The organism is Longivirga aurantiaca (assembly GCF_042660085.1).
In the GTDB taxonomy this organism is placed as follows: Bacteria; Actinomycetota; Actinomycetes; order S36-B12; family CAIYMF01; genus Longivirga; species Longivirga aurantiaca.
In genome coordinates this window covers 182,754-208,796 of record NZ_JBHSTI010000002.1, presented here as the reverse complement: position 1 = coordinate 208,796, position 26,043 = coordinate 182,754, and the positions used below count along the sequence as shown (strand labels likewise).

Annotated in this window: 23 protein-coding genes; 11 read left to right on the top strand and 12 right to left on the bottom strand. The window is 72.0% G+C overall.

What is annotated here, in order from left to right; genetic code table 11:
* Window positions 1-120: 120 nt before the first annotated feature.
* A complete protein-coding gene (locus ACFQGU_RS01145) occupies window positions 121-1,899 on the top strand; it encodes a DUF2207 domain-containing protein (RefSeq protein WP_386763511.1) in 1,779 nt (592 codons plus the stop codon).
* Between the two features lie 43 nt (window positions 1,900-1,942).
* The gene (locus tag ACFQGU_RS01140) at window positions 1,943-2,506 is read left to right on the top strand and encodes a LemA family protein (RefSeq protein WP_386763510.1); all 564 of its coding nucleotides are present in this window, start codon (window positions 1,943-1,945) and stop codon (window positions 2,504-2,506) included.
* Between the two features lie 71 nt (window positions 2,507-2,577).
* Here the strand turns inward: ACFQGU_RS01140 and ACFQGU_RS01135 are convergent, their stop codons facing one another.
* Window positions 2,578-4,491, bottom strand: coding sequence for an endonuclease/exonuclease/phosphatase family protein (locus ACFQGU_RS01135; protein ID WP_386763509.1), 1,914 nt, complete (start codon window positions 4,489-4,491; stop codon window positions 2,578-2,580).
* Between the two features lie 401 nt (window positions 4,492-4,892).
* Window positions 4,893-5,339: a tyrosine-type recombinase/integrase gene (locus ACFQGU_RS01130; RefSeq protein WP_386763508.1), complete on the bottom strand. Its 447-nt coding sequence runs from the start codon at window positions 5,337-5,339 to the stop codon at window positions 4,893-4,895.
* A 156-nt stretch (window positions 5,340-5,495) separates the two neighbouring features.
* Between ACFQGU_RS01130 and ACFQGU_RS01125 the strand changes: the two genes are divergently transcribed.
* Window positions 5,496-5,789 carry a hypothetical protein gene (locus ACFQGU_RS01125; RefSeq protein WP_386763507.1) on the top strand — a complete coding sequence of 98 codons (294 nt, stop codon included), beginning with the start codon at window positions 5,496-5,498 and terminating at the stop codon, window positions 5,787-5,789.
* Between the two features lie 119 nt (window positions 5,790-5,908).
* Here the strand turns inward: ACFQGU_RS01125 and ACFQGU_RS01120 are convergent, their stop codons facing one another.
* Window positions 5,909-8,296, bottom strand: a complete 2,388-nt coding sequence (locus ACFQGU_RS01120; RefSeq protein ID WP_386763506.1) for an FIMAH domain-containing protein — start codon at window positions 8,294-8,296, stop codon at window positions 5,909-5,911.
* Window positions 8,297-8,643: 347 nt separating this feature from the next.
* Between ACFQGU_RS01120 and ACFQGU_RS01115 the strand changes: the two genes are divergently transcribed.
* The 3 genes from ACFQGU_RS01115 to ACFQGU_RS01105 are packed head-to-tail and all read left to right on the top strand — an operon-like array spanning window position 8,644 to window position 13,761.
* Window positions 8,644-10,995, top strand: a complete 2,352-nt coding sequence (locus tag ACFQGU_RS01115; protein ID WP_386763505.1) for an arylsulfatase — start codon at window positions 8,644-8,646, stop codon at window positions 10,993-10,995.
* 31 nt (window positions 10,996-11,026) lie between these two features.
* Window positions 11,027-12,097, top strand: a complete 1,071-nt coding sequence (locus ACFQGU_RS01110) for a hypothetical protein (protein ID WP_386763504.1) — start codon at window positions 11,027-11,029, stop codon at window positions 12,095-12,097.
* The gene (locus ACFQGU_RS01105; protein WP_386763503.1) at window positions 12,094-13,761 is read left to right on the top strand and encodes a SulP family inorganic anion transporter; all 1,668 of its coding nucleotides are present in this window, start codon (window positions 12,094-12,096) and stop codon (window positions 13,759-13,761) included. The genes ACFQGU_RS01110 and ACFQGU_RS01105 overlap by 4 nt, the downstream gene beginning before the upstream one ends.
* A 184-nt stretch (window positions 13,762-13,945) precedes the next feature.
* On the opposite strand, the gene ACFQGU_RS01100 is transcribed toward ACFQGU_RS01105, so the two are convergent.
* Window positions 13,946-15,757 (bottom strand): BTAD domain-containing putative transcriptional regulator, encoded by a 1,812-nt coding sequence (locus ACFQGU_RS01100; protein ID WP_386763502.1) that lies wholly within the window; start codon window positions 15,755-15,757, stop codon window positions 13,946-13,948.
* Window positions 15,758-15,845: 88 nt separating this feature from the next.
* Window positions 15,846-16,097 carry a DUF4242 domain-containing protein gene (locus ACFQGU_RS01095; protein WP_386763501.1) on the bottom strand — a complete coding sequence of 84 codons (252 nt, stop codon included), beginning with the start codon at window positions 16,095-16,097 and terminating at the stop codon, window positions 15,846-15,848.
* A 192-nt stretch (window positions 16,098-16,289) separates the two neighbouring features.
* Here ACFQGU_RS01095 and ACFQGU_RS01090 point away from each other — a divergent pair, with 192 nt between their 5' ends.
* Window positions 16,290-16,433 carry a hypothetical protein gene (locus tag ACFQGU_RS01090; protein ID WP_386763500.1) on the top strand — a complete coding sequence of 48 codons (144 nt, stop codon included), beginning with the start codon at window positions 16,290-16,292 and terminating at the stop codon, window positions 16,431-16,433.
* 214 nt (window positions 16,434-16,647) lie between these two features.
* On the opposite strand, the gene ACFQGU_RS01085 is transcribed toward ACFQGU_RS01090, so the two are convergent.
* The 4 genes from ACFQGU_RS01085 to ACFQGU_RS01070 all read right to left on the bottom strand — a co-directional run bounded on the left by ACFQGU_RS01085 (window position 16,648) and on the right by ACFQGU_RS01070 (window position 19,642).
* Window positions 16,648-17,304 (bottom strand): response regulator, encoded by a 657-nt coding sequence (locus tag ACFQGU_RS01085; protein ID WP_386763499.1) that lies wholly within the window; start codon window positions 17,302-17,304, stop codon window positions 16,648-16,650.
* Window positions 17,301-18,446: a sensor histidine kinase gene (locus ACFQGU_RS01080; protein ID WP_386763941.1), complete on the bottom strand. Its 1,146-nt coding sequence runs from the start codon at window positions 18,444-18,446 to the stop codon at window positions 17,301-17,303. Before ACFQGU_RS01080 ends, ACFQGU_RS01085 begins: the two co-directional genes overlap by 4 nt.
* A gap of 46 nt (window positions 18,447-18,492) precedes the next feature.
* On the bottom strand, window positions 18,493-19,170 hold the full coding sequence (locus ACFQGU_RS01075; protein WP_386763498.1) for a DUF2306 domain-containing protein: 678 nt from the start codon (window positions 19,168-19,170) through the stop codon (window positions 18,493-18,495).
* 139 nt (window positions 19,171-19,309) lie between these two features.
* Complete coding sequence (locus ACFQGU_RS01070) at window positions 19,310-19,642, bottom strand: TraR/DksA family transcriptional regulator (protein WP_386763497.1); 333 nt, start codon at window positions 19,640-19,642, stop codon at window positions 19,310-19,312.
* A gap of 120 nt (window positions 19,643-19,762) precedes the next feature.
* On the opposite strand from ACFQGU_RS01070, the gene ACFQGU_RS01065 reads away from it, so the two are divergent.
* From ACFQGU_RS01065 to ACFQGU_RS01050, 4 genes are read left to right on the top strand one after another with little or no spacing between them, the layout of a single operon-like run.
* The gene (locus ACFQGU_RS01065) at window positions 19,763-20,092 is read left to right on the top strand and encodes a PadR family transcriptional regulator (RefSeq protein ID WP_386763496.1); all 330 of its coding nucleotides are present in this window, start codon (window positions 19,763-19,765) and stop codon (window positions 20,090-20,092) included.
* 2 nt (window positions 20,093-20,094) lie between these two features.
* Window positions 20,095-20,448, top strand: a complete 354-nt coding sequence (locus ACFQGU_RS01060) for a DUF1048 domain-containing protein (protein WP_386763495.1) — start codon at window positions 20,095-20,097, stop codon at window positions 20,446-20,448.
* Window positions 20,445-21,227 carry an ABC transporter ATP-binding protein gene (locus ACFQGU_RS01055; RefSeq protein WP_386763494.1) on the top strand — a complete coding sequence of 261 codons (783 nt, stop codon included), beginning with the start codon at window positions 20,445-20,447 and terminating at the stop codon, window positions 21,225-21,227. The genes ACFQGU_RS01060 and ACFQGU_RS01055 overlap by 4 nt, the downstream gene beginning before the upstream one ends.
* Entirely contained in the window at window positions 21,224-21,985 is a 762-nt protein-coding gene (locus ACFQGU_RS01050) for an ABC transporter permease (protein ID WP_386763493.1), read from the top strand. Before ACFQGU_RS01055 ends, ACFQGU_RS01050 begins: the two co-directional genes overlap by 4 nt.
* A gap of 3 nt (window positions 21,986-21,988) precedes the next feature.
* Here the strand turns inward: ACFQGU_RS01050 and ACFQGU_RS01045 are convergent, their stop codons facing one another.
* From ACFQGU_RS01045 to ACFQGU_RS01035, 3 genes are all read right to left on the bottom strand, one after another.
* Window positions 21,989-22,528: an SOUL family heme-binding protein gene (locus ACFQGU_RS01045; protein WP_386763492.1), complete on the bottom strand. Its 540-nt coding sequence runs from the start codon at window positions 22,526-22,528 to the stop codon at window positions 21,989-21,991.
* Between the two features lie 52 nt (window positions 22,529-22,580).
* Window positions 22,581-23,549: an SGNH hydrolase domain-containing protein gene (locus ACFQGU_RS01040; protein ID WP_386763491.1), complete on the bottom strand. Its 969-nt coding sequence runs from the start codon at window positions 23,547-23,549 to the stop codon at window positions 22,581-22,583.
* Window positions 23,550-23,623: 74 nt separating this feature from the next.
* Window positions 23,624-26,029, bottom strand: coding sequence for a glycoside hydrolase family 3 C-terminal domain-containing protein (locus ACFQGU_RS01035; protein ID WP_386763490.1), 2,406 nt, complete (start codon window positions 26,027-26,029; stop codon window positions 23,624-23,626).
* Window positions 26,030-26,043: the final 14 nt, after the last annotated feature.

Sequence of the window (26,043 nt, the reverse complement as noted above, 5' to 3'; positions counted from 1 at the left end):
GAACGTCGGCCCGCCTGGGACGACCCGCACGCTCCTCACCGGGCGGTCGCGTCACGGCTCGCCGGACCTGCAACGACCCTGCCGACGCGACTAGCCTCGCAGTCGAGCGGGAGGCGTCCCATGAGCGCACAGCGCCAGAAGCCGCAGATCTCGGTCGCGATGGCGACCCTGGCCATGCTCGCCCTGGTCGTGGTCGGCGGCGGGGTGCTGTGGTTCCTCCGAGCCGGCCCGTCCTCCGGGGGCTCGAGCGAGCCGGACCCCGTCGTCGTGACCTGGTTCAACGCCGACCTCGACGTCACCGCCGACGGGACGCTGACCGTGGTGGAGACCTTCGACGCGGTCTTCCCGTACGGGCGGCATGGCGTCTACCGCTTCTGGGACGAGGCCGACCCGGTCGACAGCTCGGCCCGCTCCAGGGTCACGGAGGTGTACGCCACCCGGGACGGCAGTCCCGAACCTCTGGAGGTCTGGCGCGAGGGCACGGTCGTCGTGGCCAAGATCGGCGACCCGGACGTGCTGCTCGCCGCCGGGTCGCACCGCTACGTCCTGAGCTACACGGTGAGCGACGTCCTGCGCCCGGTGCGCGACGTCGCGACGCTGGGCGCGACGGTCAGCGGCGCGCGGGACGGCAGCGAGCAGTCGGTCTTCGCCTGGTGGGTCGTCGCACCGTTCTGGGAGATGCGGATCCTCAGCGGTTCGGCGCACGTGAGGCTGCCCAGCCCGGTGACCGAGGCGATGTGCCGCACGACGGCACCGGACGGGTGCACCGTGGACGGGACAGGGACGACCTCGATCAGCGTCCGCGTGGGCGACATGAGGCCGCGCACCGGCGTCGAGGTGGCCGCCTACTCCGCCGCGACGCCGGGGGCGGGCTCGCAACTGCCGTGGGGTCCCGCCTGGGACCTGTACCTCGGTGACGACCCCGGATTCGTGGGGTTCCTCCTCGTGCTCACCCTCTGCGGGGCGGCCGCCGCCGCGGCGCTCGTGTGGCGGGCTCGCGAGAGGCCGCCGGGAGCACCGCTCGTGTACGAGCCGCCTCGGGGCCTCGGACCCGTGCAGTGCGAGTACCTGATCACGGAGACGACGGGCGACCACGCGCTCACGGCGACGGTGCTGCACCTCGCCGACCTCGGCGTCGTGACGCTCGAGGGCGACCACGGCGCCTGGGCCGTCCGGCGGACGGGGTACGCCCGGTCGCCGTTGGACCCCGTCGCCGAGGCGGTCCTCGCGGGACTCCAGCTGGACGAGACGGGTGACACGTTCACCGCAAGGGCCGACGAGCCGACGGGCGCACTGGTGCGGCACACGGTCGCCGCGCTGGAGACGGCAGTGGACGACTGGGCGGGGGCAGGGCTGTGGCGGCGCGACCCCGTCGTCGTCGCCGGTCGGGTCGCCGTGATGCTCAGCCTGGGGATCGGTGCCGTGCTCGGCCTGAACACGCCGATGCTGTTGGGGCTTCCCTTCGTCGCCTTCGCGCTCGTCGGCGCACCGGTCCTCGCCACCGGTATGGCGCGGCGCCGGACACCGGGGGCGCGGGAGGCCTGGATGCAGGCTCTGGGGTTCCGGACGTTCCTCTCGACGCCGTCGTCGGAGGACAGGTACGACTTCGCAGCGCGGGACTCCCTCTGGATCGCCTACGTCCCGTACGCCGTCGCATTCGGCTGCGCCGACGCGTGGGCCGGGATGTACCGCACATCCATGGGCCGCGAGACCCCCGCGCCGACGTGGTACGCCGGCAACTACGGCTGGTCTGACTTCGAGGCCGGGAGCTTCAGCACCTTCGACGTCGCCGTCAACACCTCCGTGGCCGCCTACTCCTCCGCGCACTCGAGCGGTGGCGGTGGCGGCGGCGGAGGCGGGTTCGGTGGCGGCGGTGGCGGTGGCGGCGGTTCCTGGTGACGGTCGACCGCGCGCGGTACGACGTCGAGGAGAGGAGCGGACGATGATCTGGATCGTCGTGCTGGTGATGGTGGTCGTGGTCGGGCTCGTCCTCGCCGCCGTGGCCTTCAACCGGCTGCGCACGCAGGACGTCTCGGCGCAGGAGGCGCTCGGGGGCATCGACGTCCAGCTGACGCGGCGCGCCGACCTCGTCCCCAACCTCGTGGAGACGGTGAAGGGCTACGCCGCCCACGAGCGCGCCGTCTTCGACGAGGTGACCCAGGCACGTGCGCAGGTGGCGAGCGCGACCGGTGCCGGCGCGACGGTCGAGCAGCGCGCAGCGGCCGAGGCCGCGCTCCAGCGCGGCATCCTGCACATCAACGCCGTTGCCGAGGCGTATCCCGACCTCAAGGCGTCGCAGGGGTTCATCTCCCTGCAGGAGCAGTTGGCCTCCACCGAGGACCAGCTCGCGTTCGCCCGGCAGTACTACAACGACTCGGTCTCGACGCTGAACACCAGCCTGGCCACCATCCCCTGGATGTGGATGGCCGGACCGGCAGGCGTCCGGCCCCGCGCCTTCTACCAGGCGGCGGAGGGCCAGGAGCCTCCCCCGCAGGTCCGGTTCTGAGGACGCCCGGGCCGCGGACATCGGCCGGGCGAGCTGTCGGGCTTCGACGGCGCGGCGTTGCGCAACCGCCGTCAGGGCAGGGTCAGCGTGGCCACGATCGGCAGGTGGTCGGATGCTGGCACCGTCCCGATCGAGACGGCGTCGATCGCCAGATCCGGCGTTACCAGGATCCAGTCGGGGCGGTCGCACGGCCGGGTCGGCTGCGCCGAGGTCGTGCGGCACACGTCGCCGGACGCATCGACCACGTCGACGAGACCCGTTGCTGTGAAGGCCGCAGCCTCCTCGAGGTCGGGCCAGGTGTTCAGGTCGCCGAGCACGACCGCCGGCGACGTGTCGCCGGCGACGGCCAGGAGCGCCTCGATCTGGGGCACGGACCTGTCCTCGAGATGGCTGTTCACCACGAGAAGCGGGCTGCCGCCGACATCGACCATCACGGCGATGTAGCTGCGGCGCTGGCCGCCCACGTCGGGCAGGTAGCCGGTCGCGGTCACGTCGAACGGCAGGCGCGACAGCACCACGTTGCCGAACGTGTCGTCGGCCGATCCCATGAAGGCTGCGGCGTACCCCAGCTCGCGTTCCAGGACCGCCGCGACGTCGGTCGACGCGTGGATGGGCCAGCCCCTGCCGGTCTCCTGCAGCAACAGCACGTCGGGGTCGAACTCGCGCACGATGTCGGCGACGACGTCGGGCCGGATCTGGCCGTCGACGTCCGACGCGCTCCGGATGTTGTACGTCATCACGGTCACCGTGCGACCGGACGCCGCTGCGGAGGAGCCAGCGGGAGTCGTCGCCACGAGGAACGCGGCGCAGACGACCGCGGCGGCGGTCGCTGCCAGGGCGCCCATGAGCGCGGGACGGCGTGCGGCGGGCGCACCGCCCGGATCCCGGCGTACCGCCAGCAGCGCGGAGCCAGCGACGACGAGGACGGGCAGCAGCGCGATGGCCCAGCGTGGGAAGGGCAGCGCGGTGTCGATGTAGAACTGCCAGAGGAAGACCACGGCGAGACCGAATGCGGCGGCCCCCGCGGCACGTGCCGGGCCTGCGAGCCACGGCGCCCGGGTGGGATGGGCTGGATCGGCCGCGAGCGCGACCGACACCAGCGCGACGAGTGCCGCCCAGGCGACGACCACGAGCACCGACGACACCGCGCCGGCGGCCACGGTCACGAGCACCGTGCTCACCGCGGCGAGGGCCGACAGCAGGCCCACCACGAGAGCGTGCGGCGCCCGCGCGGCAGCTGCCGCGAGGCCGACGAGCGCCAGCGCGTCGGCGAGCAGCACGACGGCGACACCGGCCCAGAACGGCCAGCCCGTCATCGCCGACACGTAGCCGGGGTTCTGCAGGAACAGGGCCGCGAGCGCGATCAGCCCGCCGATCCCCACGACGGCCGACCGGCTCGCCGGTTCGACAGCCGTCCGCGGCGGATCGCGCCGGGTCGCCCACCATGCCAGGAGCACCGCCGTCGCAGGCACGAGCAGCGAGAGGGCGGAGGCCAACCCGGCCGCACGCCACACCAGGTCCCACGTGATCAGCAGCCCCCGGACCGCTGTGTCCAACGTCAGGCCGACGACGGCGCCGACCAGCAGCAGCCGACGGCCGCTGCCCGCAGCAGCGAGATGCTGGGCGACGAGCGTGACGCCGACGAGAGCCAGGACGGTTGCTGCCGCAGCCACGTACCGGCTGATCGGCGCGACCGCGACGAGGCCCACAGCGGCTGCCAGCAGCATCGCGGCGCCGAGCCTCACCGCCGTGCGAGGACGCGCGCGGAACGCGAGCACGGCCAGCAGCGGCGAGAGGTAGAGGAGCAGCCCGACCGCACCGACCCCTGGATAGCTCCAGTCCTCCCCGATCACGTAGAGGATGGGGAACAGCGTGCGCAGCAGCGGCCCTGCGGCTGCCACCACCAGGGCCAGCGCCCCGGCAGCAGCCCACTCGGGTCCGAGGTACGACGGCTCCGCGCGCAGACCATCAGGCGATCCGGTCATGATCAACCCCTCGCCGACGACGCTACGCCGCCGCGGTCTGCGTTGCACGGCCTCCGGGGCAGCTGCCGACGCGCATGCCCGACGGTTGGCCATGCGGCACACCGGACACCGCCCGGCCTACGGCGCGGCTACAGCCCCTTGGCGTACGTGCGTCGCGCGCGTGGGCGTCGAGCCCTCGGGGAGCCGGGCCTCTGCACCGTTGCCGATCTCGCCCAGGCACAGTCGTACCGGCCCGGCTTTCCATGCGCACCAAGCGACATCGGCCGATCTACGCGCGGCCGGGAGGGAGTCGCACGTACCGCCGGTCGCGCTCTCCATCCGCGGGTTCTGGGTTCGGTCCCCAGGCGCCCACCCGTTCTACCAGCGCAAACGCTGGGTTACGCCCCTGTCGTTCGGGGCGTTCACCCCTCCGCCCCCTCCAACGGAGCGGCGCCTGCGAAACCGAGGAACAACCGGCGGCCGGCGCCGCCGCGGATGGCCGATTTGGTAGTGGAACCTCGCGCTCGGCCCCGACTTTCCACTACCAAATCGCGCTCCGATGTGCCGTCGTCGCCGGCCCACGCCCGGCGGAGGATCCTGACGCGCTCGACCGGTTCCTGCGCGCGGGTGCGCTCCTCGGCCATCAACGCGTCGTCGCGCTCGCTGCTCGGAACGACCTCGCTGGGCAGCAGATGCGCGTAGACCTCGACCGTGATGGAGGAGCCGGCGTGGCCGAGAGCCGTGGCGACCTGGTGCATGTCCATACCGCTCGCCAGCATCAGGCGTGCCGCCGTGTGGCGCAGGTCGTGCAGCCGTAGCGCCTCGATGGGCGGCTCTCCGTTGTCCACGCCTGCGCTGTTGGCGAGCACGATGGCCCGCGTCCACACCGACGTGCCCCCGGTGCTCGGCTCCCACGGCACGCCCGGGTTCAGCGGCCGGGGGCGAGCCCAGTGTGCGCCGAGTACGCGCGCTGCCGCTGAGCGCGGATCCCGGACGCGCCGCATCGCCACGCCTACCCTGACCGCATGTGGATCCTCTTCCGCGCGCCTGCGCCGACCAACGACGGGCAGACGGCGCAGTCCATGTACGAGAAGCGGCTCACCTGGATCACCGAGGAGATGCAGCACTCGGCGGCCGGCCATGGGTGCCGGTTCCACCGAGCCTGGTACGCCGAGGACGGCAGCGCCTTCTACGCCCTGGCCTGCTGGGGCTCCCGCGAAGGCGCGCGGGCCTTCTTCCGGGAGTGGGAGATCGAGGCAGAGCCGGGCGAGACGGCGACAGTCCTCGTCGGCGACGTCGGCCTCGTCCCGCTGCCCTGAGGTGCCGATCGACGGACCGCACCGGCGGCTCTGCGGGTGCCGCCGACGACTACGCCGCCACGCGGCAGGGCCCGTCGTTGTGACGGACCCTGCCCGGTGTGCTGTGCGCAGTTGCGCGCTCAGCCGCTGTGCGCGGCGATCACCGCCCGGGCATCGGCCACGAGCTGGTTCGCGGCCGCCGTCGGGATCGTCTTGGGAGAGAGCTTCGTGACCTGGATGATGAACGCCTCCATGGACGCGTTGCCCGCCTTGACCTTGCTCCTGTCGTAGGACCTCTGCGCGGACTGCAGGGTTGCCAGCAGCGCGCGCTCGGTGCTCGCCTTGAGGTGCAGCGCCTGCACCGTGGGGACGAGCTCCGACGGCTCGATCGGCGTCGCGGTCGCCGTGACACGCACGACCGTCCCGCCGTCCACCGCCTGGAGGTGCATCCCCGCGGGGATGCCGTCGGGAGGGTTCGGGAAGACGCCGGGCTCGAACCAGTAGCTCCACTGGCCGTCTACCGGCGTGACCCCGTACCCCCAGTACCCGCCCTCGCCGTCGCCCATGTGCAGGGTGAGCGGCTGGGTGGCGTGGCCGCTCATCACGTCGGTCGACGCGTTCGCGGTATCAACGGTGATGTCGGCGACCACGAGCTCGCGGGTGCTGACGCCGTCGGTGACCGAGATGTGGTCACCGCCCCGGATGTCGAACACGCCGGCGAGGTCGTAGAGCGACACTGCCGGACGCGGCAGGTTGCCCGTCCGCTCCACCCACATGTCGAGGTTCCACGACCCGCGGGTGAGCACGTTCGTGGGATCCGCCGACCCGGTGTAGGTGGTCGTCCCGCTCGTGATGGTCAGGGTCGTCGGGCCCGCGAAGTCGGACGCCCACACGCGGTCGGCCATCGGGTCGACCCGGACGTCGGGGACGGGCGCGTGCGACTCGGTCATGTCGCCGTCCGCATCGGTCGCGAAGACGAACGGCATGGACGACTCGGTGATGTCGTACTCGGTGCTCTCGTCCGGGGTGCCCTGGTCCGTGGTGAACGCCCACGACCAGTCACCGCCCGAGCCGAGCCCGTGCATCGGGGGGCCGTTCCAGAACGTGTCCGCGGACAGCGTCAGGAAGCTGTCCTCCGGCAGGTCGGCAGTTCCCGAGACACTGTCGGCGGCGTAGTCCGGAAGGTCGACCGTGAGCGAGGGGATCACCTGCGTCTTGACGACGCTCCCGCTGCTCATCGTCAGGACGTCTCCCGGCACCGTCTGGATCGGACCCTTGGTCAGGTCGAAGTACACCCGGCCGCCCTCGCCGGTCATGAGCCACCCGCCGTAGGCCTCGGTGGCCGCGGTGGGACTCGTCGTGGCGCTGAAGACGGACGTGCCGGCCCGCTCCACGGTGAGCACGACGTCCTGACCGAGAGGCCAGTCGAGCCCGACGACCTCCTGCACCTCGAGCCCGACGGTGAAACGAGGTCCGGCGACGACTCGGTGCACCTGGGTCTCGTCGCCGTCGGCGTCGACCTGGGCGATCTCGAGCCTGTCGTTGATGCGCAGCTCGTAGCCGCTGCCGTCCGCGCCGAGGTCGGCGAGCCAGACGCCGCCGTCGGCGAAGACGGTGAGGTTGGTGTCGGCGTCAGGCCGGGACACCCACAGGAACAGCGCGTGGTTCGGGTCGGGATCGTCGGTCGTGCCCCAGAGGGTGTTCTGCGCGACGTCCCAACCGGTGAGGCCCAGGTCGACGACCGTCAGCGACTTGGACGCGTAGGGCCCGGTGACCGTGACCGTCGTGCCCGGCACGATGTCAGGTTCGGTGCTGCCCGGCCCAGGGCCGAAGTACACGTTGAAGCTGTCGCCCTCGTACTCGATCCGGTCACCGGTCCAGCTGACGCCGCCGATCGTGACCGTGACCGGACGGCCGAACCCCCAGCCGCTGACGTGATCCTGGCCGGGGTCGGCGGTGAACGCAGGGACGCTCCATGCGAGAGACGTGCTGTTGCCGGCCTCGTCGGTCTGCACGACCGTTCCGGCGTTGCCGACTCCCAGCTGCCATGGGGTGAGGTCGACGGCCCAGTCGCCGGCGACGACCTGGGCCTCGAGCGTCGCCTCGTCGTCGTCGCGGGTGACGACGACCGTGGCGCCGTCAGGCGCGGACTCACCGTGGATCGCCGCCGCGCTCACCGAGGTGATGACCAGCGGAGCCACGACGTAGGTCACCGTCACGCCGGCCGTGACGGTGACTGTGTCCCCGATGGCGATGTCGACCTCGGGGTTCTGGAAGAAGAACCCGCAGTCGCCGCACTGCGGGTCGATCTGGGTGAAGCTGTCGGCGACCAGCACGCCGTTGAGCCACAGAGAGACGTCGCTACCGGGCGTGAACGACCCCCCGGAGACCAGGTCGGAGACGGGGTCGACCGTGAGGGTGGGTGGTGCTTCGGCCGTCGCGGCCGGTGCTGCGAGCCCGGTGATCGCGATGGCCAACGCCGCTGCTGAGGTCATGGACAGCAGGCGGCGGATCAGGGTGGCGCTCATAGCGCACCTCCGCGGACGGCCGTACGCGAGGCGGCAGCGTCCGCTTTCAGTTTAGTGACGTGTCCGAGGTCACTCCCGCCGAGGCGCCGATCAACGAGTTGACGGAGGTCCGGGCCCGGCTCCTGATCCGCAGGTCCTGGGTTCGATCCCTGGGCGGCCGACCCGTTCGGGACGTCCGACGACCCCCACGCCCCGACCGGTGCCGCGGCGGGTGCGCTCCTGCGAACACTCCTGCCAGCGGCTGCCGGGATGGTTGAATCCTGCTCGCAGGTGACGATCAGTCAGACCGCGTGACGGGCTTCGTCCCGAGGCGTCTGCAGCCGATCTCGACGAGGGAGCCCGACGTCATGGACCGCACCCACCTCCCGATCCCGGACAAGCAGTACGACGGGCCCGTCTACGACGACGCCAAGGACCCGCGCGCGGTCTTCGAGCCCATCCAGCCCATCCGGCCGCCGGTGGGCGCGCCCAACGTCCTCGTGATCCTGCTCGACGACGTCGGCTTCGGTGCCGCGAGCGTCTTCGGCGGCCCGTGCCGCACGCCCGTCGCCGAGCGGCTCGCGAACAACGGCCTGGCGTACTCGCGCTTCCACACCGCGGCCCTCTGCGCGCCCACCCGCCAGGCGCTCCTCACCGGCCGGAACCATCACGCAGTCGGCATGGGGGCGATCACCGAGATCGCCACGGCCGCACCCGGCTACTCGTCCATCCGCCCGCAGTCGGCGGCGCCGCTCGCCGAGGTGCTCAGGCTCAACGGCTACTCGACGGCGCAGTTCGGCAAGTGCCACGAGGTGCCGGTCTGGCAGACCAGCCCGGTGGGTCCGTTCGACGCCTGGCCGACCGGCGGCGGCGGCTTCGAGCACTTCTACGGCTTCCTCGGCGGCGAGACCAACCAGCACGCCCCGGCGCTCTTCAGCGGCACCACGCCGATCGAGCCCGAGGGCATTGCGGACGACGACTACCACTTCACCGAGGACATGACCGACCAGGCGATCGCCTGGGTCCGCCGCCTCACCGCCCTGACCCCCGACCGCCCGTTCTTCATGTACTACGCGCCGGGCGCCACCCACGCCCCGCACCACGTGCCGCTCGAGTGGGCCGACAAGTACAAGGGCGAGTTCGACGACGGCTGGGACGCCCTGCGCGAGCGGATCTTCGCCGAGCAGAAGCGCCGCGGCGTGGTGCCCGAGGAGGCCGAGCTCACCGCGCGCCACGACGAGATCCCTGCGTGGGACGACATGCCCGAGGCGCTCAAGCCCGTGCTTGCCCGCCAGATGGAGGTGTACGCCGGCTTCCTCGAGCACACCGACCACCACATCGGCCGCCTCGTCGACGCGCTCGACGACCTGGGCTCGCTCGAGAACACGCTGGTCTTCTACGTGATCGGCGACAACGGCGCCTCGGCCGAGGGCCACATCAACGGCAGCTTCAACGAGTACCTCTTCTTCAACGGCGCAGCCGCCCTCGAGACCCCCGAGTTCATGGCCTCGCGCATCGACAAGTTCGGCACCATCGAGGCGTACAACCACTTCTCGGTGGGCTGGGCTCACGCCATGGACACGCCGTACCAGTGGACGAAGCAGGTGGCCTCGCACTGGGGCGGCACCCGCAACGGCACGGTGGTGCACTGGCCGAAGGGCATCACCGAGCCGGGCGTCCGCAACCAGTTCCACCACGTCATCGACATCGCGCCCACCGTGCTCGACGTCGCCGGCATCCCGCACCCGGAGCAGGTCAACGGTGCCGAGCAGACTCCCCTGCACGGCGTGAGCATGACGTACTCGTTCGGCGACGCCGCGGCGGCCGACCGCCACACGACGCAGTACTTCGAGATCGGCGGCAACCGCGGGATCTACCACGAGGGCTGGACGGCGTGCACCAAGCACGCGACGCCGTGGGTGGCGATGGCCGAGCTGCCGGCGTTCGTCGACGACGTGTGGGAGCTCTACTCCCCCGACGACTGGACCCAGGCGAACGACCTCTCGGCTGAGCTGCCCGACAAGCTGCGCGAGCTGCAGGAGCTCTTCCTCGTCGAGGCGAGGAAGTACAACGTGCTCCCCCTCGACGACCGCCGCGTCGAGCGTTTCGACGCAGCCATCGCCGGACGGCCGACGCTCATCAAGGGCCGCACGCAGATCCTCTACGGCAGCATGAGCCGCCTCACCGAGGCGACCGTGCTCAACGTGAAGAACGTGTCGCACGCGGTCGCCGCCGACATCGAGGTGCCCGAGGGCGGGGCGGCCGGCGTGATCATCGCCCAGGGCGGTGCGTTCGGCGGGTGGAGCCTCTACCTGCGCCACGACGGCGTGCCGGTCTACTGCTACAACCTCATGGGCCTGCAGGTCACCAAGGTCGCCGGCACGGCTCCCGTCCCGCCGGGCAGACACCGCCTGGTCATGTCCTTCGCGTACGACGGCGGAGGGCCGGCCCGCGGTGGCGACATCACGCTGACGCTGGACGGCGAGGCGGTGGCAGAGGGCAGGCTCGAGCGCAGCGTGCCGCTGGTGTTCTCGCTCGACGAGACGTGCGACGTCGGCCACGACAGCGGCCTCCCGGTGAGCGACGACTACACCTCGCACGGCAGCGCGTTCACGGGCGAGGTGAAGACGGTCCTCATCGAGCTCGCCGACGGCGACGCCGACTTCAACCACCTGGTGGACCCCCAGCTCCGGCTGTCCACGGCGCTGGCACGGCAGTGACCTCGGGCGGGGCCACGGCCCTGACGCGCGCATGAGCGCGGTCGAGTCCTTCCGGCGGTTCCGGCAGAGCCGCTGGTGGATCCTGCTCGTCCGGCCGCTCATCTTCCTGGCGATCTCGCTGGTCGTCGCCCGGATCCTCATCAACCTGGTGGGGTCGGTGGACTGGCGCCAGGTGGCGACCGCGCTCGGCCAGCTCGAGTGGGCGCAGGTGCCGGCGCTCGCCGGCCTCCTGGTGCTGCGCCAGGCGTTCAACTCGGTCCCGCTGTCGGTCTTCGTCCCGGGGCTCGGCTTCCGGCGCGGCTTCCAGAACGACCTGACGGCCAACCTCGTCGGCACCGTGGCGCCCCCGCCCAGCGACATCGTGGTGCGCATCTCGATGTTCCGGTCCTGGGGGATCGCCCCGGTCGACGGCATGCCCGGCGTGACGCTGAACAGCCTGGCGTTCTACGTCATCCGGTTCGGCGTCCCGATCCTCGGGGTGCTGCTGCTGATCGGGCGCGACCTCACCAGCGGGCAGATCTGGTCCGCGGTGATCTCGTTCGTCGTGGCCGTCGCGATCATCGTCACGCTGGTGCTGGTGGCCCGCGGCGAGAGCTTCGCACGCCTCATCGGCCGGCGTGCGGCGCTCGCCGCCGGGCGCTTCCGCGACGACGTCGACGTCGACGTCTGGTCTGACAAGGTCGCCGGCTTCCGCGCCACGATGTCCACGCGCCTCAGCCGCGGGCTCCCCCCGTCGCTCGGAGCTCTCGCGGCGATGGTGGTCGTCGACGGGCTCATCGTCCTGCTCTGCCTTCGGCTCGTCGGCGTCGACTCGTCGCTGCTGCCCGTCGGGCTGGTGCTCGGCAGCTTCTTCGTCGCCTACCCGCTCACGGCTCTCCCGCTCGCCGGCCTCGGCGTGCTCGACGCCGCGCTCGTCGTCGCCTACACCGAGACCGCGGGCGTCGAGTTCGAGCCGGAGATCGTCGCCGCGCTCGTGGTGTGGCGGGTCGTCACGATCCTCGGGACCCTGGCGCTCGGCGCCCTCACGTTCGCCTGGTGGCGCTGGCAGATCAGCCGCGGGCGGATCCTGTCGGGCGACGCACCCGAGGAGGAGCCCGCGTGAGCGGCCTGCGCCTCCCGGCGCGCTTCACCCGCGACCTCAAGCAGGACGCCCAGGCCGGGCTCGTGCTCGGCGTCCAGAGCGTTCCCGACGGCCTGGCGACGGGCATCCTCGCCGGCCTGAGCCCGCTCAACGGCCTGTACGGCTACCTCGTCGGCACGCTCGTCGGCGCGGCCGTGACCTCGTCGGCGTTCATGGTGGTGCAGGGGACCGGCGCCATGGCGATGATCATCGCCGACGTGCCGGCGCTGCACGCGATGGACGACCAGTCGCAGGCGGTCGCGACCCTCGCCGTCCTCACCGGTGCGGTCATGCTGGCAGCGGGCTTCCTGAAGCTCGGCAGCCTGCTGCGCTTCGTGTCCAACGCCGTCCTCGTCGGCTTCATGAACGCCGTCGGCGTCAACATCATCCTCGGCCAGCTCTCCAACCTCACCGGGTACGCCGCCCCCGGCGCCAATCGCGTGATCCGAGCCATCAACACGGTGCTGTCACCTGCGTCGCTCGACTGGCGCAGCGTCATCATCGGCGCCGCCACCATCGCGCTCATCGTGCTGCTGGAGCGGACCGTCGTCGGCTCGATGGGCCTCGTCGTCGCTGTCATCGCGACGTCCGCGATGGCGGCCGTCCTCGGCTGGACCACGGTCGCGACCCTCAACGACCTCGGCGTCGAGCTGCAGGGCCTGCCGCCGATCACGCTCCCCGCCTGGGATCTCGCGCCGCAGCTCCTCGTGCCTGCGGCGTCCCTGGCGTTCGTGGGGCTCGTGCAGGGCGCGGGCATCTCCGCGATGTACGGACGGCCCGACGGCCAGCGCGCCGACGCATCGCGCGACTTCATCGGCCAGGGCGCGGCCAACGCCGCCGTCGCCTTCACGGGCGGGATGCCGGTGGGCGGCTCGGCATCAGCGTCGGCCATCAACGCCGCAGCCGGGGCCCGCAGCCGCGTCGCGCCGATGATCGCGGCCCTCGTGATGGCCGTCGTCGTCCTGGTCTTCGGCTCGGCCGTCGGCTACCTCGCGATGCCGGCGCTCGCCGGCCTGCTGATCCTCGTGGGCTTCCGCACCATCAAGCCCGCCGACATCAAGGCGGTGTGGCGCACGGGCACGGTCCAGCGCGCGGTCCTCGGTGTGACGTTCGTGCTGACCATGGTCGTCCCCCTGCAGTACGCCGTGCTCGTCGGCGTCGGCGTGTCCGTGGTGCTGCACGTCGTGCAGCAGTCGAACAAGGTCGTGATCAAGCAGCGCGTCAGCACCGACACGGGCGACGTCCTCGAGGTGGACCCTGTCGCGGTGGTGCCGCCGCGCGAGACCGTGGTGCTGCAGCCGTACGGCAGCCTCTTCTTCGCCTCCGCACCGGTGTTCGAAGCGGCGCTGCCACGCGTGGAGGCGAGCAGCCGGCGGTCGGTCGTCATCCTCCGGCTGCGTGGCCACACCGACCTCGGCACCACCTTCGTCGACGTCCTGGTGCGCTATGCCGGCGAGCTCGACGCCGTCGGCTCCCGGCTCATGATCGTGTCCGTGGACGCGCGGGTCATGCCGCAGCTGAGGGCCGGCGGCGTCATCGACGTCATCGGCCCTGACAGCGTATTCGAGGGCGACGCACGGGTAGGCGCCGCGCTGGCCCGGGCGCGGACCGAGGCACAGGACTGGATCGCGCGGGACCCCGCCTGACGCACGCACGTGCCAGAGAACCGTTGCGGTTTCTGGAACTTCGGCAGGCCAGGCGCGGATCCGGTCAGGGCTGGCGCTCGATCATCGCCGCGCACGGCGGCATCAGGGGGTCACGGGTACGTGCCCCCGGGCATCGTTGAGAGCTCGAACCGCGGGACGTCGACGTCCCACCTCCCGAAGGGAATCACCGCCGCGGCGCTGCGGCCGCGACGAGCCGGTCGAGCACGGGGTTGTCGAGGTCGCCGGCCAGCAGGCGCGCGCCGTCCGCCGCCGCAGCGTCCCCGAGCGCTGCCGAGTGGACGAGCGCGCGCACCGTCATCTCGCGCATGGTCGTCCGCGACGCGAGGCAGTGCATCGAGGCGACCCAGCGCGCCGAGTCCGGATGCTCGTGACGGACCCCGAGGTCGCACTGCGCGTCGAGGATGTACGCGTCGAGCCACACGTAGGGATCTGCCAGACGGTTGCACCGGGCTCGCGCGTCCGCCAGCAGCTCGAACGCCTCCGCGGTGTCCCCCCTGGCCTCAGCCACGAGGGCCAGCGCACGCGCGGTCACACCCTCCCAGCACGGGTCCCCGAGCTGGCAGGCTCGGGCGAACGCCTGGCTCAGCACCGAGGCTGCGGTCTCCACGCGGCCCCGCGACAGCTCGAGCTCGCCGAGGAACGCCTGCGGCCACGGCAGGAAGGCGAGCCACCGGTCGCGCTCGCCGAGCTCGATCGCCGTGCGCAGCGCGTCGTCCGCCAGGTCGAGGTCGCCCCGAAGCAGGTGCAGCCGTCCGAGCATCGAGGTGGCGAACACCTGCCGCCTGACGTCGCCCGCCTCGCGGGCCAGCTCGATCGACTCGGCGAAGCGGGTGAGCGCCCTCGGGTAGTCGGCGCGGTCGCTGTCGACCGATGCGAGATACGTCGTGGCCTTCGCGCTGATCCAGGGGACGTCGGGCGCGAGGTCGAGCGCGTCCGTGAGCCAGCGGTCCGCGCGGTCGTACCGGGCGCGCAGGAAGTCGACGTACCCCAGCTCGACCCGAACCTCGGCGAGCCACTCAGGCTGCCCGTGACCGCGGCCGATCTCGTCCGCCGCGTAGAGGGCTGCGAGGCCCTCCTCGTCCATGCCCCGCAGCGAGTGCACCAGCGTCTCGGCCAGGATGACGCGCGACCGCACCTGGAGCCGCGTGTCCTCGGCGAGGTCCGCGAGCCCGACGGCCGCGCGCAGCGAGGCGATCCCGGCATCGGTCGCACCGGCGGCGACGGCCGCCGCACCCGACTCCCGGATCGCCTCGATCGAGACGCTCCCGGTGACCGGTGCAGTACGCCGGAGCGGCTCGCGCAGCGCCGACCGGACGGCGGGGCCGGGCTCGACACCGAGCTCGTCATCGAGCAGCCGCGCGTACGCCTCGAGCTGCGCCGCGGCTGCCGCGTCGTCGCCCGAGAGCCGGAGCAGCCGGATGAGCAGCGCCTGGTGGTTCTCGTCGAGCGGGCTGAGCGCCGCCACCCGCCGGGCGTGCGGCAGGGCGCGCGCGACCTCGCCCCGGGCCATGAGCCCTTGAGCCGCCTCGTGCAGCACTGCTTCGGACGCGCCGGCCAGCCGCTGCTTCTCCACGAGCAGCCACGACTCGAACCCCGCCGCCCCGCGCACGTCGACGCCGTCGAGCAACGGCTCGCCGAGATCGGCGAGGTCGATGGCGTCGGCCCACGAGCCGCGGGCGAGCACGGCCACATCGACCATCGCGTCCGCCGGCAGGGCGAGCACCACCGGGTCTCCCTCGACCGTGGCCTCGGGCCCGAGGCCACGGCGCACCTCCGCCAGGTTCCAGCGGAGGGCGCCGAGCGGGTCCTCGGCGTCGTCGAAGAGGAGCGAGGCCAGCCGGGCGCGCGACGGCGGGCGCTCGGCGAGCAGCAGGTAGGCCAGCAGCGCCCAGCTCTTGCGGCTCCGGAACTGGTAGACCGGATCCGGGCCGCGCGAGATGGTCGGACGACCCAGCAACGAGACCTCGAGTGTCATTGCCGCGGATCGTCGCACGACGGTGCGCCCCGGCGGCGGGATTCGCCCGGGCCGGCCGGCCCCCGGGACGTACGGCGTCGGCTGCTGCTCACTCGTGCTCGGTGACGCGGTAGATCTCGTCCGCGACGAGCCCGTGCGCCTCGCGGTGGACGGTGTTGGCCGCCTCGGCGTCGGGCGCGTCGACGAGGCAGAAGATCTTGCCCGCCTCCCCGTCGACCCAGTACTTCAGGTAGTGGACGTCGTGCGCCGCCTGCGTCGCGAGGTCGGCTGCGTGGGCACCGGCCACGGCCTCCTCGGTGACGCCGCCGGCGATGGTGTGGACATCCATGAATCGAGGCATGCGTGCTCCCAGGTGTGCGGTCCGCTCAGGGCGGTGTCCGGGGTGGACGGGCCCAGCCCAGTGCCGCGGCGTGTGACGTGACGTGTGACGACGTGAGCAGATCCTGAGGTTCGCGTGCATCAAGCCCGCGGCGGGCGACGACGATGCACTGATCCATGGGGGGTGCCCTGTCCGGTCGTCCTGAGGATCGCCATGCACATCGCACGAGAGACCGCGCGCGTCGCGGTCCCGCCCCTGCTCGCCGCCTGCGTCGTCGCGCTGATCGTCAGCGACCCCGGCACCCGCCCGGACGGCTCGTCCGCCCCCGCGCCCGGCACCCTCTCGGTCGGCCGCTGACCCGCACCCGTACCAGGGGCGTCCCACCCCGGCGCGAGGGGGACTCGGGCCGGAGCGGGACGCGTTGACCGGGAGCAGAGGGGGGACGTCGGCCCCCGGACACCCCCAATGTACGACGTCCGGCGTTGCATGTACCTGCTGAACCGGCGTTTCAGACGTTTCCCTTACCGGCGGCCACCAGCACACCCCCCGGGGTAGCCCGGTAGGTGAAGAATCAACTGTCGAGGCGCCCGGATTCGTAGGCCCACAGGGCGATCTCGACCCTGTTGCGGACGCCGAGCTTGGCCATCAGGGCGGCGAGGTGCGACTTCACGGTCGACAGGCTGATGTGCAGCGCCTCGCCGATCTCGGCGTTGGTGAGGCCACGGGCGACGGCGACGAGCACCTCCTCCTCGCGCGGTGTCAACGGCTCCACGGGCTGGGTCGGCGACGCCCGCGGGTCGAGCCGCGCGAACGCCGACAGCAGCCGCACCGTGACGCTCGGGGCGATCAGCGCCTCACCGTCGGCGGCAGCACGGACGGCCTGCACCAGCAGGTCGGGTCCGGCGTCCTTGAGCAGGAAGCCGCGGGCTCCCGCCCGCAGCGCCCCGTGGACGTACTCGTCGAGGTCGAACGTGGTGATGACCACGACGGCCATCGGGTCCTCGACGTCGGGCCCGGCCAGGGCGAGCGTGGCGTCGAGCCCGCTCACCTCGGGCATACGGATGTCGAACAGGCACACGTCGGGGCGCAGCTCCCGCGCGAGCCGGACCGCCTCCCGACCATCGCCTGCCTCGCCGACCACCTCGATGTCGGGCTGGGCGTCGAGGATCATCCTGAGGCCGGTCCGCACGATCTCCTGGTCGTCGGCGAGCACCACGCGGATCGTCATGGCCTCACCCCCGTCGTCGGCACCCGGGCCTCGACCACCCAGCCGCGCTGCACGCCCGGGCCGGCCGTCAGCGTGCCGCCGAGCAGCGACACCCGCTCGGTCATCCCCACGATGCCGTACCCGGGACGGTCACGCTCGACCGCGACGGGCTCGCCGTCGTCCACGATCGCCACGTGGGCGACGTCGGGGTCCACCACGAGGTCGACGCGCACGCGTCGTGGGCGCACGGCGTGCCGGGTCGCGTTCGTGACCGACTCCTGCGCGATCCGGTAGAGCGCCGCGCCGACCGACGGGTGCAGGCCGTCGACGTCACCGGTCGACGACACCTCCACAGTGGGGCCGGTGCCCGTCGCGCGCGCGAGCGACGCGATGTCGCCTGCGCCCTTCGGCGCGAGCAGGGCGGGGTCGTCCCCCTGGCGGAGCGCACCGACGAGCACGCGCATCTCGGTCAGCGTGCGCGCGCCCTCGGCCTCGATGACCGCCAGTGCGTCGATCGCGGCGGACGGGTCGGTGGCGCCGACGACGCGGCCGGCCTGGGCCCGCACCACCATCGCGGACACGTGGTGGGCCACGGTGTCGTGCAGCTCGCGCGCCAGCTGCTCGCGCTCGGCGAGCCGCACCCGCTCGAGGTCACGGGTGCGCGACGTCGACAGCGCGCGCACGGTAACGGCGGCGAGAGCCGGCAGCGTGAGGATCGCGAGCTCGGGCAGCAGCTCCGCGATCGACGTGTAGTCGCGCCTGAAGCCGAGGGCGACCACCAGCGCGACGACGCCGACCGCGCCGAACGCCTCGCGCCCGGAGCCCCACCGGAAGACCGCGTAGAGCAGCACGAGGACGAAGACGCCCGCCGTCAGCCCGACGACCGTGCCGCCCGACGCGACGATCCCGGCGACCACCACCGACTTCACGCCCATCGCGACAGCGACCATGGCGAGGGGGTGGACGCGGCGCCACGGGAGCGTGAAGGCGATGGCGACGACGAGCACGATCTCGAGAGGCCGCTGCTCGATGTCGGACCGCAGCAGCCCTTCGAGCAGCGCGGCCCCGATCACGACGGCGACGAGCACCCAGTCGCGCGCCAGCGGTCCAGGCGGATGCGCGGCCCGGGGCGCGGCCCAGACCGACTGCAGCGCGCGTCGCATCACGGCGCCACTGTAGGCAACGCCGCCGGTCGACCGGGCCGGACGCTCACGCCGCCCCGGTCGCGAACGCCGGCTCTCGCTCCCGGCGCGGCATCGGCGTCCCCATCGGCCGGCGTCGGATCGCCCACTCGGCGACGGCGAGGTTGAGGCCCCAGCCCAGCGCCATGAGGACGGTGCGCGGCCAGCCCAGCGGCGCGTGCCCCGTCGCGACGATCCACGGCAGGTGCGTGACGACCTGGGTGCCTGCGCCGAGGCCGAGGGCGTAGCCGCGCGTGACCCACGCGCGATGAGTGCGGAAGTCGCGTCGACCTACCGCTGTCAGGGCCACGACGAGCGACGCCGTCATGCCCACGCCCACCACCGCCCGCACGACCGCCAGCGACAGCTCGTCCCCCGCCGGCCAGTCGTAGAAGACCGTCATCCAGAGACCGGAGAGCGACGCGACGAGGCCCATCGGAAGCGCGATGCGGCCCGCGACGCGGTGCCAGGGGCGACGGCGCAGGCTGGGCACGAACTGGAAGGCACCGAGCAGGCAGAAGATGCTCGCGCCGACGATGTGCAGGACGACGGGCAGCGGCTGGTCGAAGAACCGGGCGTTGGCCTCGGTGACCGTCGCGTCGCTCGCGAGCTGGTTGAGGCGGCTCGCGCCCGCCACCATCGGCACCGCCGAGAGCACGAGCAGTCCGGCCGGCACGCGCCACTGCTTCCAGGATCCGTTCGACATGGTGCTGACGCCTCCTCGACCACGACCTCTGTCCGGTCGAGCCTGGTCGCACCCAGCCGCTGAGCCATCAGCCCCCGAGCCCGACCTGTGTCGGTCCGCCGGCCGGTGACCGCGTCGTACTTCCGGCCAGGTCGGCCGGTCAGCCGGCGGCGCAGGCGACGCAGCGCACGGCCCACGGATGGATCTCGAGACGGCCCTCGGGGATCGTCGCCCCGCACCCGTCGCAGATGCCGTAGGTGCCCTCGTCGAGCTTGTCGAGGGCGCGCTGCACCTCTTCGGACTGCACGAGCATCTGCTCGTGCGCGGCCACCTGGGTGAGGCGCTCGACCGCCAGGCTCGTGCCGTCGCCGACGCGCTTGCCGAACGAGATGTTGCCGGTGGCGTCGGGGGCAGCGGTCAGCCCGGCCGCGCGCTCGACGAGGTCGCGCTGCTTGTCGAGCAGCACCCGTCGCACGGCGTCGAGGTCGGCCATGCGCCCAGTCTGCTCCTCCCCGAGCCGGGCGGGGTCACGCGACGGGGTGGACCCTCCCGGTACTCAGTGTTACTTTGTACCAGTAGTCACTATCACTGAGTAGCAAGGACGGCGAGCCGGATGGGCAAGCAGGAGACGGAGATGCTCAAGGGCACTCTCGAGGGGATCGTCCTCGCGCTGCTCCGTGATCGACCGGCGTACGGCTACGAGATCACCGCGTGGTTGCGCGACAAGGGCTTCGCCGAGATCGCGGAGGGGACCATCTACGCCCTCCTCATCCGCGTCGAGCAGCGGGGCCTGGTCGATGTGGCCAAGGAGCCCTCCGAGAAGGGCCCCCCGCGCAAGGTCTACACGCTCAACGCGGCCGGCCGGGCGCACCTCGACGACTTCTGGAGGACCTGGAGCTTCCTCGCAGAACAGCTGGAGCAGCTCCGCGAAGGAGGACGGTAGCCATGGCGTTCAAGATGCTCGAGCAGAAGAGGCAGTACCGGCGGTACAAGGCTCGCATCGCGCAGCTGCCGCCGAGCTACCGCACGGCGGTCGCCGGGATGGAGCGCTACATCAACCACCTCGGCGGAGTCGGCGACGCCGAGAGCATCCTCAGGATGCTCGACGACCTGGCCGACCTCTTCGAGCAGGCGGCGGCGGACGGCTCCCCGGTGAGGGAGGTCGTCGGTGACGACCCCGTCGAGTTCGCCGAGGCCTTCGTGCGCAACTACCCGGCCGGCCAGTGGATCGTCCGTGAGCAGGACCGCCTGCGCCGCGCGATCGAGGCGGCGGACGGCGAGACGGAGGCACCCGCATGACCACCACCGCGACCCCCGCACTCCGCGTTCAGGGCCTCGAGAAAGCGTTCAGGGAGCTGCCGATCCTCCGGGGCGTCGACTTCGACGTACCTGCAGGCACGATCTTCGCCCTGCTCGGATCCAACGGCGCCGGCAAGACCACGGTCGTCAGGATCCTGTCGACCCTGCTCCGAGCCGACGCAGGATCGGCGACCGTCGCGGGCTTCGACGTCGCCACCCACCCCGCCGAGGTGCGCGGGTCGATCAGCCTCACCGGGCAATTCGCCGCCGTCGACGAGATCCTCACCGGCCGCGAGAACCTCGTCCTCATCGCCCGCCTCCGCAGGGTGCCGGAGGCGCGTGCCGCCGCCGACACGCTGCTGCACCGCTTTCAGCTCTCAGACGCGGCCGACCGGCGAGTGGCGACCTACTCGGGCGGGATGCGTCGCCGGCTGGACATCGCGATGAGCCTGCTCGGGGATCCCCCGGTGGTCTTCCTGGACGAGCCCACGACCAGCCTCGACCCGCAGTCGCGCCTCGAGGTGTGGCGCAGCATCAAGGACCTCGCCCGGCACGGCACCACGGTGCTGCTGACCACCCAGTACCTCGACGAGGCGGAGCAGCTCGCGGACAGAATCGCGATCCTGCACGAGGGACGCATCATCGTCGACGGGACGCTCGCGGAGCTCAAGGCGCTGATGCCGCCGACCACCGTCGAGTACGTCGAGAAGCAGCCCACGCTCGAGGACGTCTTCCTGGCTGTCGTCGGAGCCTCCCCCACCAGCAAGGAGCAGCCATGAGCAGCCGCCTCCTCGGCGACACCGCGCTGCTGACGGGGCGGTCGTTGCGTCACATCTCCCGCAGCCCCGACACGATCATCACCACGACGGTCATGCCGATCGCGTTCCTGCTGATGTTCGTCTACGTGTTCGGCGGCGCGATCAGCGCGGGGTCGGCCTCGTACGTGAACTACCTGCTCCCTGGAATCCTGCTCATCACGATCGCCTCGAGCATCGCCTACACGGCGTTCCGCCTGTTCATGGATCTCAAGGACGGGCTCTTCGAGCGCTTCCAGTCGATGCCCATCTCACGGTCGTCGATCCTGTGGGCGCACGTGCTCACCTCACTGGTCGCGAGCCTGATCTCGGTCGCGGTCGTCGTGGTCGCCGCACTGCTCATGGGCTTCCGCTCGGGCGCGGGCGTCGGAGCCTGGCTCGCGGTCGCCGGCATCCTCACGCTGTTCACGCTCGCCCTCACCTGGCTCGCCGTCATCGCGGGGCTGTCGGCCAAGACCGTGGACGGAGCGAGCGCCTTCTCCTACCCCTTGATCTTCCTGCCGTTCGTGAGCTCCGCGTTCGTGCTGACGGCGACGATGCCCGGACCGGTGCGCGCCTTCGCCGAGAACCAGCCCGTGACGCCCATCGTCGACGCGATCCGCGACCTCTACAGCCAGCGCGCCGTCAGCTCCGACATCTGGATTGCCCTCGCCTGGTGCCTCGGCATCCTCGCCGTCGCGTACGCCGTCGCGATGCTCACGTACCGTCGTCGGTTCGCCTGACCGTCACGCGACGGGGATGACGACCTCGTTGCGGCGGGCGAACCAGGGCTTCCACGGCGGGTCGAAGCGCGCGAACCGCGGCGGCCCTCCCGGCTCGAGGCCGACTGCCGACATCGCTGCGAGGAGCTCGTCCACATGCTTGCGGTACGAGTGCTCGGTCCAGCGGCCGGAGTACGACGCCACCGCCGCCAGCTCCTCGGGCACCACGCGGATGCTGACCCGCGGGTCGGCCGGCACCGGCGCGCCGGTCGCCGTGATCGTCGAGGGCAGGACGAAGGCGATCACATGCGCGCCGTCCTCGGTCTCGGACACCGTCGCGGGCTGCTCGGCGGGTGCGCGCTGCAGCACCGGCGCGGTCATCGAGATGCCGGCCTTCGACTCGTTCGCCCCGCCGATGTACGACGCCAGCGGCCGGAACGCCGCGTTGCCCGCAGCCTCGAAGCTGCCGGACACCTCGATCTCGGCGACGACGTGCTCGGGGTAGCGCCGCACCTCGAACCCCGGATAGCGGATGACGACCTGGTAGTCCTGCTCTTCGGTCATGCCCCCACTGTCGTCCTCTTCCGTCCTGCACGCAGAACGGGGGTCGAGGAGGTCAGCCCGCGCGCAGCATCGCGGCCTTGACCTCGGTGTAGACGGGCTTGTTCATGCGCGCCTTCACCCACGTCTGCGTCCAGTGGTTGTCGTCCTTGAACGCGAGGTAGGGGCCATCGATCGGGCCGCACCACGAGTTGGGGCAGGTCGGGGTGGTGAGGTCGACCGTCTTCACGCGCGCGCGCAGGGTCGACGGGAGCTCCGCCACGGCCTGGCGCTCGGCGTTCCAGATGCCGGCGCTCGTGGCCTTGGCGAGCGTCGTGCCGCACCTGGTCTCGGCCGCGAGCCCGTACGCCGCGTAGCAGGCCTGCGCCTGCAGCATGTCTCCGGGAAGGTCCGGCGAGTCGCGCAGGATCACGATCTGCCGGACGCCCTTCAGCATCTTCGTGAGGGTGGCGCTCATCCCCTTCTTCCACGTCGCGTACTTGGTGGCACCGGTGAGGTTGCTGCCGTACGTCGAGGTCAGCACCTGGTGGAAGTGCCACGAGCTCATCACCACGACGTCGATGCGCCCGTACTTGACGGCCTGCAGGTTGCTGAGCGTCCCGGCACGCCAGGAGTTGCACTCGGGGTAGTAGTTCGCCGACTTGTAGCGGCGGACGCTCACGGTGACGGCGGGGCAGCCCGACTTCGTCATCGTCTTGAACTTCCAGTTGCCGACCTTGGCCGCGTTGAGGACGGCGCCGAACCAGTGGTTGGCGTGCGAGTCCCCGAACAGCATCACGGTGCGACCGCCGCCGGGGTTGAAGGTGCAGACGATCGGCGTGGTCACCACACCCTTGGCGTGACAGCCGTTGGCGTACGTGATCGGCTCGTCGTGCTTGGCGACCGAGTACGTCGGGATCGGTGTCCAGGTCGGTGCGATCACCAGGCTCGGCGTCGCGGCGGTGGCGGCCCCGGGGATCGCGGTGAGCGCGAGCGCGACCGAGGTGAGTGCTGCTGCTGCAAGGAGACGACCACGACGCACCATGCCGTGCAGCGTAACCAGCAGGCGCGTCGGGCCAGGCTGAGCGACACCCGGTCGGCCGGTATCCGGTCGGGCCGTCACGCCTGCGGCGTGCTCAGGGCGCGCAGAGCGCGCACGGCGTCGGCCATCCGTCCGTTCGCGACCAGGAGCACCGTCTCGGCCACAGCGGGCGACACCCTGCCCTGGCCGAACATCGACAGCATCCGCAGCGATGCGTCCTCGAGGGTGTGCCGCACCATGACGCGCGCGACCTCGTCCTCGCCGATCACACCGCCCATCCGGTCGGCGATGAGGCCCCGCAGCCGGGCCGCGGCCGTCGACGTGCCCAGCTGCGACAGCGGGGTGTTCATCGTGAACTCGCCCTTGCGCTCCGGCTCGTTCGGCTCGAGCGCGCGGCCGAGCAGCGCCTCGAACGACGCCCGGTCGAGCTCCTGGCCGGCGCGCGGCGCGGTGTAGACCACGGCGGCGTCCGCCTCGGGCACGGAGTCACCGGCGACCTGCACCTCCAGCGTGCCGCGGACGTCGCGGGAGGACGCCGCCACCTCGAGCACATAGGTGCCCGGGTCCACGACCCAGTCGTGCCGGCTCGGGCTCCATCGCGCGAATGCGCGCCGGTCGAGCACGACCTGCACGTCGGCGGAGGCCCCTGCGGCGAGCGCGACCTTGGTGAACCCGCCCAGGTGGTGGGCCGGGCGGAACGTGCCCGACATCGGCGGGCGCACGTACACCTGGACGACGTCCGTCCCGGCCCGCTCCCCGGTGTTGGCGACGGTCAGCGTGACCGTGACGGCAGGGTCGTCCGAGGTGAGCGCGGTGCGGTCGGCCGCGGCAGCGGACCACCCGAACGACGTGTACGACAGCCCGTGGCCGAACGGGAAGAGGACGTCGGCGTCGACGGTGTCGGTCCAGCGGTAGCCGACGTAGACGCTCTCGCGGTACTCGGTGAAGCGCGGGCCGTCGGGCAGCGCCGACACCGGGTGCTCGCTCCAGCGCAGCGGGAAGGTCTCGGCGAGGCGACCACCGGGCTCGAGCTCGCCGACGAGCATCCGCGCGATCGCGCCGCCCGACTCCTGCCCGCCGAGGTAGCCCTCGAGCACCGCGGGCACGTGGCCGATCCACGGCATCTCGACCGGCGAGCCGTTGCTGAGGACGACCACCGTGCGCGGGTTCACAGCAGCGACCGTCTCGACGAGCGCGTCGTGCGACGCCGGCATCCGCATGTGCTCGCGGTCGGCGCCCTCGGTCTCGAACACCTCGGGCAGCCCCACGAAGACGATCGCGACATCGGCCTGCGAGGCGAGCACACGCGCCTCGTCGAGCAGTCCGGCGTCGGGGCGGTCGACGTACCGCTCGTAGCCCTGCCCGTAGCTGACCGAGCCGACCCGCTCCTCGAGGGCGTCGAGCGCGGCGACCACCCTGCGCGCGTTGATGAGCGAGCTGCCCGCGCCCTGGAACCGCGGAGTGCGCGCGAGGTCGCCGAGGACTGCGATCTTCAGCCCCGCGGCGTCGCGCAGCGGCAGGAGGCCGAAGTCGTTCTTGAGCAGCACGCTGCCGGCGGCGGCCACCTCCTCGGCGAGCGCGTGGTGGGCCTCGACGTCGATCTCCACCGGCGTGCGCGCGGCCTCCGTGCGGTCGACGAGGTCGAGCAGGCGCCGCACCGAGGTGTCGACGTACGCGGGGTCGAGCGAGCCGGCGGCCACGGCGTCGACCACCGGCTTGGCGGCGTCCGGGACGCCGGGCATCTGCAGGTCGAGGCCGGCGCGCAGCGCGGCGGCACGGTCGTCGGTCGCACCCCAGTCGGACAGGACGACGCCGTCGAAGCCCCACTCGTCGCGCAGCACCGTGGTGAGCAGCCACGGGTGCTGCGTGGCGTACTCGCCGAGCACCCGGTTGTACGCCGCCATCACGGTCCACGGACGCGCCTCGCGGACCGCGGCCTCGAAGCTCGCGAGGTAGATCTCGCGCAGCGCCCGCTCGTCGACCACGGCGTCCACGCTGTAGCGGAGCCGCTCCTGGTTGTTGGCCGCGTAGTGCTTGAGCGAGGCACCCACGCCCTGGCTCTGCACGCCGCGGATCCAGGCGGCGGCCATGCTCGAGGAGACGAGCGGGTCCTCGGAGAAGTACTCGAAGTTGCGGCCGCACAGCGGCGTGCGCTTGATGTTGGCGCCGGGGCCGAGCAGCACGCTCACGCCGAGGGCGCGCGACTCCACGCCGAGGGCGACGCCGACGCGCTCGACCAGGGCCGGGTCCCAGGTGGAGGCGAGCGTCGCCGCTGTGGGGAAGCAGGTGGCGGGATGGTTGGCGCCGATGGAGAGCTCGTCGGTCGCGGTGCTCTGCAGACGCACGCCGTGCGGGCCGTCGGTGAGCACGATGGCAGGGATGCCGAGCGCGGCGACTCCGTGCATCGACCAGAAGTCACGGCCGGCCAGGAGCTCGGCCTTCTCGGCCACGGTCGCCGTGGCGATCCACTCGTCGGTTCCCACGCCCCGACCCTAGG

Bases quoted from the DNA above. Each gene is read 5' to 3' on its own strand.
- ACFQGU_RS01145 (WP_386763511.1), top strand. From the start codon at position 121: ATGAGCGCACAGCGCCAGAAGCCGCAGATCTCGGTCGCGATGGCGACC.
- ACFQGU_RS01040 (WP_386763491.1), bottom strand. From the start codon at position 23,549: ATGGTGCGTCGTGGTCGTCTCCTTGCAGCAGCAGCACTCACCTCGGTC.
- ACFQGU_RS01110 (WP_386763504.1), top strand. From the start codon at position 11,027: ATGAGCGCGGTCGAGTCCTTCCGGCGGTTCCGGCAGAGCCGCTGGTGG.
- ACFQGU_RS01090 (WP_386763500.1), top strand. From the start codon at position 16,290: ATGCACATCGCACGAGAGACCGCGCGCGTCGCGGTCCCGCCCCTGCTC.
- ACFQGU_RS01140 (WP_386763510.1), top strand. From the start codon at position 1,943: ATGATCTGGATCGTCGTGCTGGTGATGGTGGTCGTGGTCGGGCTCGTC.
- ACFQGU_RS01050 (WP_386763493.1), top strand. From the start codon at position 21,224: ATGAGCAGCCGCCTCCTCGGCGACACCGCGCTGCTGACGGGGCGGTCG.
- ACFQGU_RS01120 (WP_386763506.1), bottom strand. From the start codon at position 8,296: ATGAGCGCCACCCTGATCCGCCGCCTGCTGTCCATGACCTCAGCAGCG.
- ACFQGU_RS01135 (WP_386763509.1), bottom strand. From the start codon at position 4,491: ATGACCGGATCGCCTGATGGTCTGCGCGCGGAGCCGTCGTACCTCGGA.
- ACFQGU_RS01085 (WP_386763499.1), bottom strand. From the start codon at position 17,304: ATGACGATCCGCGTGGTGCTCGCCGACGACCAGGAGATCGTGCGGACC.
- ACFQGU_RS01055 (WP_386763494.1), top strand. From the start codon at position 20,445: ATGACCACCACCGCGACCCCCGCACTCCGCGTTCAGGGCCTCGAGAAA.
- ACFQGU_RS01080 (WP_386763941.1), bottom strand. From the start codon at position 18,446: ATGCGACGCGCGCTGCAGTCGGTCTGGGCCGCGCCCCGGGCCGCGCAT.
- ACFQGU_RS01045 (WP_386763492.1), bottom strand. From the start codon at position 22,528: ATGACCGAAGAGCAGGACTACCAGGTCGTCATCCGCTATCCGGGGTTC.
- ACFQGU_RS01070 (WP_386763497.1), bottom strand. From the start codon at position 19,642: ATGGCCGACCTCGACGCCGTGCGACGGGTGCTGCTCGACAAGCAGCGC.
- ACFQGU_RS01125 (WP_386763507.1), top strand. From the start codon at position 5,496: ATGTGGATCCTCTTCCGCGCGCCTGCGCCGACCAACGACGGGCAGACG.
- ACFQGU_RS01060 (WP_386763495.1), top strand. From the start codon at position 20,095: ATGGCGTTCAAGATGCTCGAGCAGAAGAGGCAGTACCGGCGGTACAAG.
- ACFQGU_RS01115 (WP_386763505.1), top strand. From the start codon at position 8,644: ATGGACCGCACCCACCTCCCGATCCCGGACAAGCAGTACGACGGGCCC.
- ACFQGU_RS01075 (WP_386763498.1), bottom strand. From the start codon at position 19,170: ATGTCGAACGGATCCTGGAAGCAGTGGCGCGTGCCGGCCGGACTGCTC.
- ACFQGU_RS01095 (WP_386763501.1), bottom strand. From the start codon at position 16,097: ATGCCTCGATTCATGGATGTCCACACCATCGCCGGCGGCGTCACCGAG.
- ACFQGU_RS01065 (WP_386763496.1), top strand. From the start codon at position 19,763: ATGGGCAAGCAGGAGACGGAGATGCTCAAGGGCACTCTCGAGGGGATC.
- ACFQGU_RS01100 (WP_386763502.1), bottom strand. From the start codon at position 15,757: ATGACACTCGAGGTCTCGTTGCTGGGTCGTCCGACCATCTCGCGCGGC.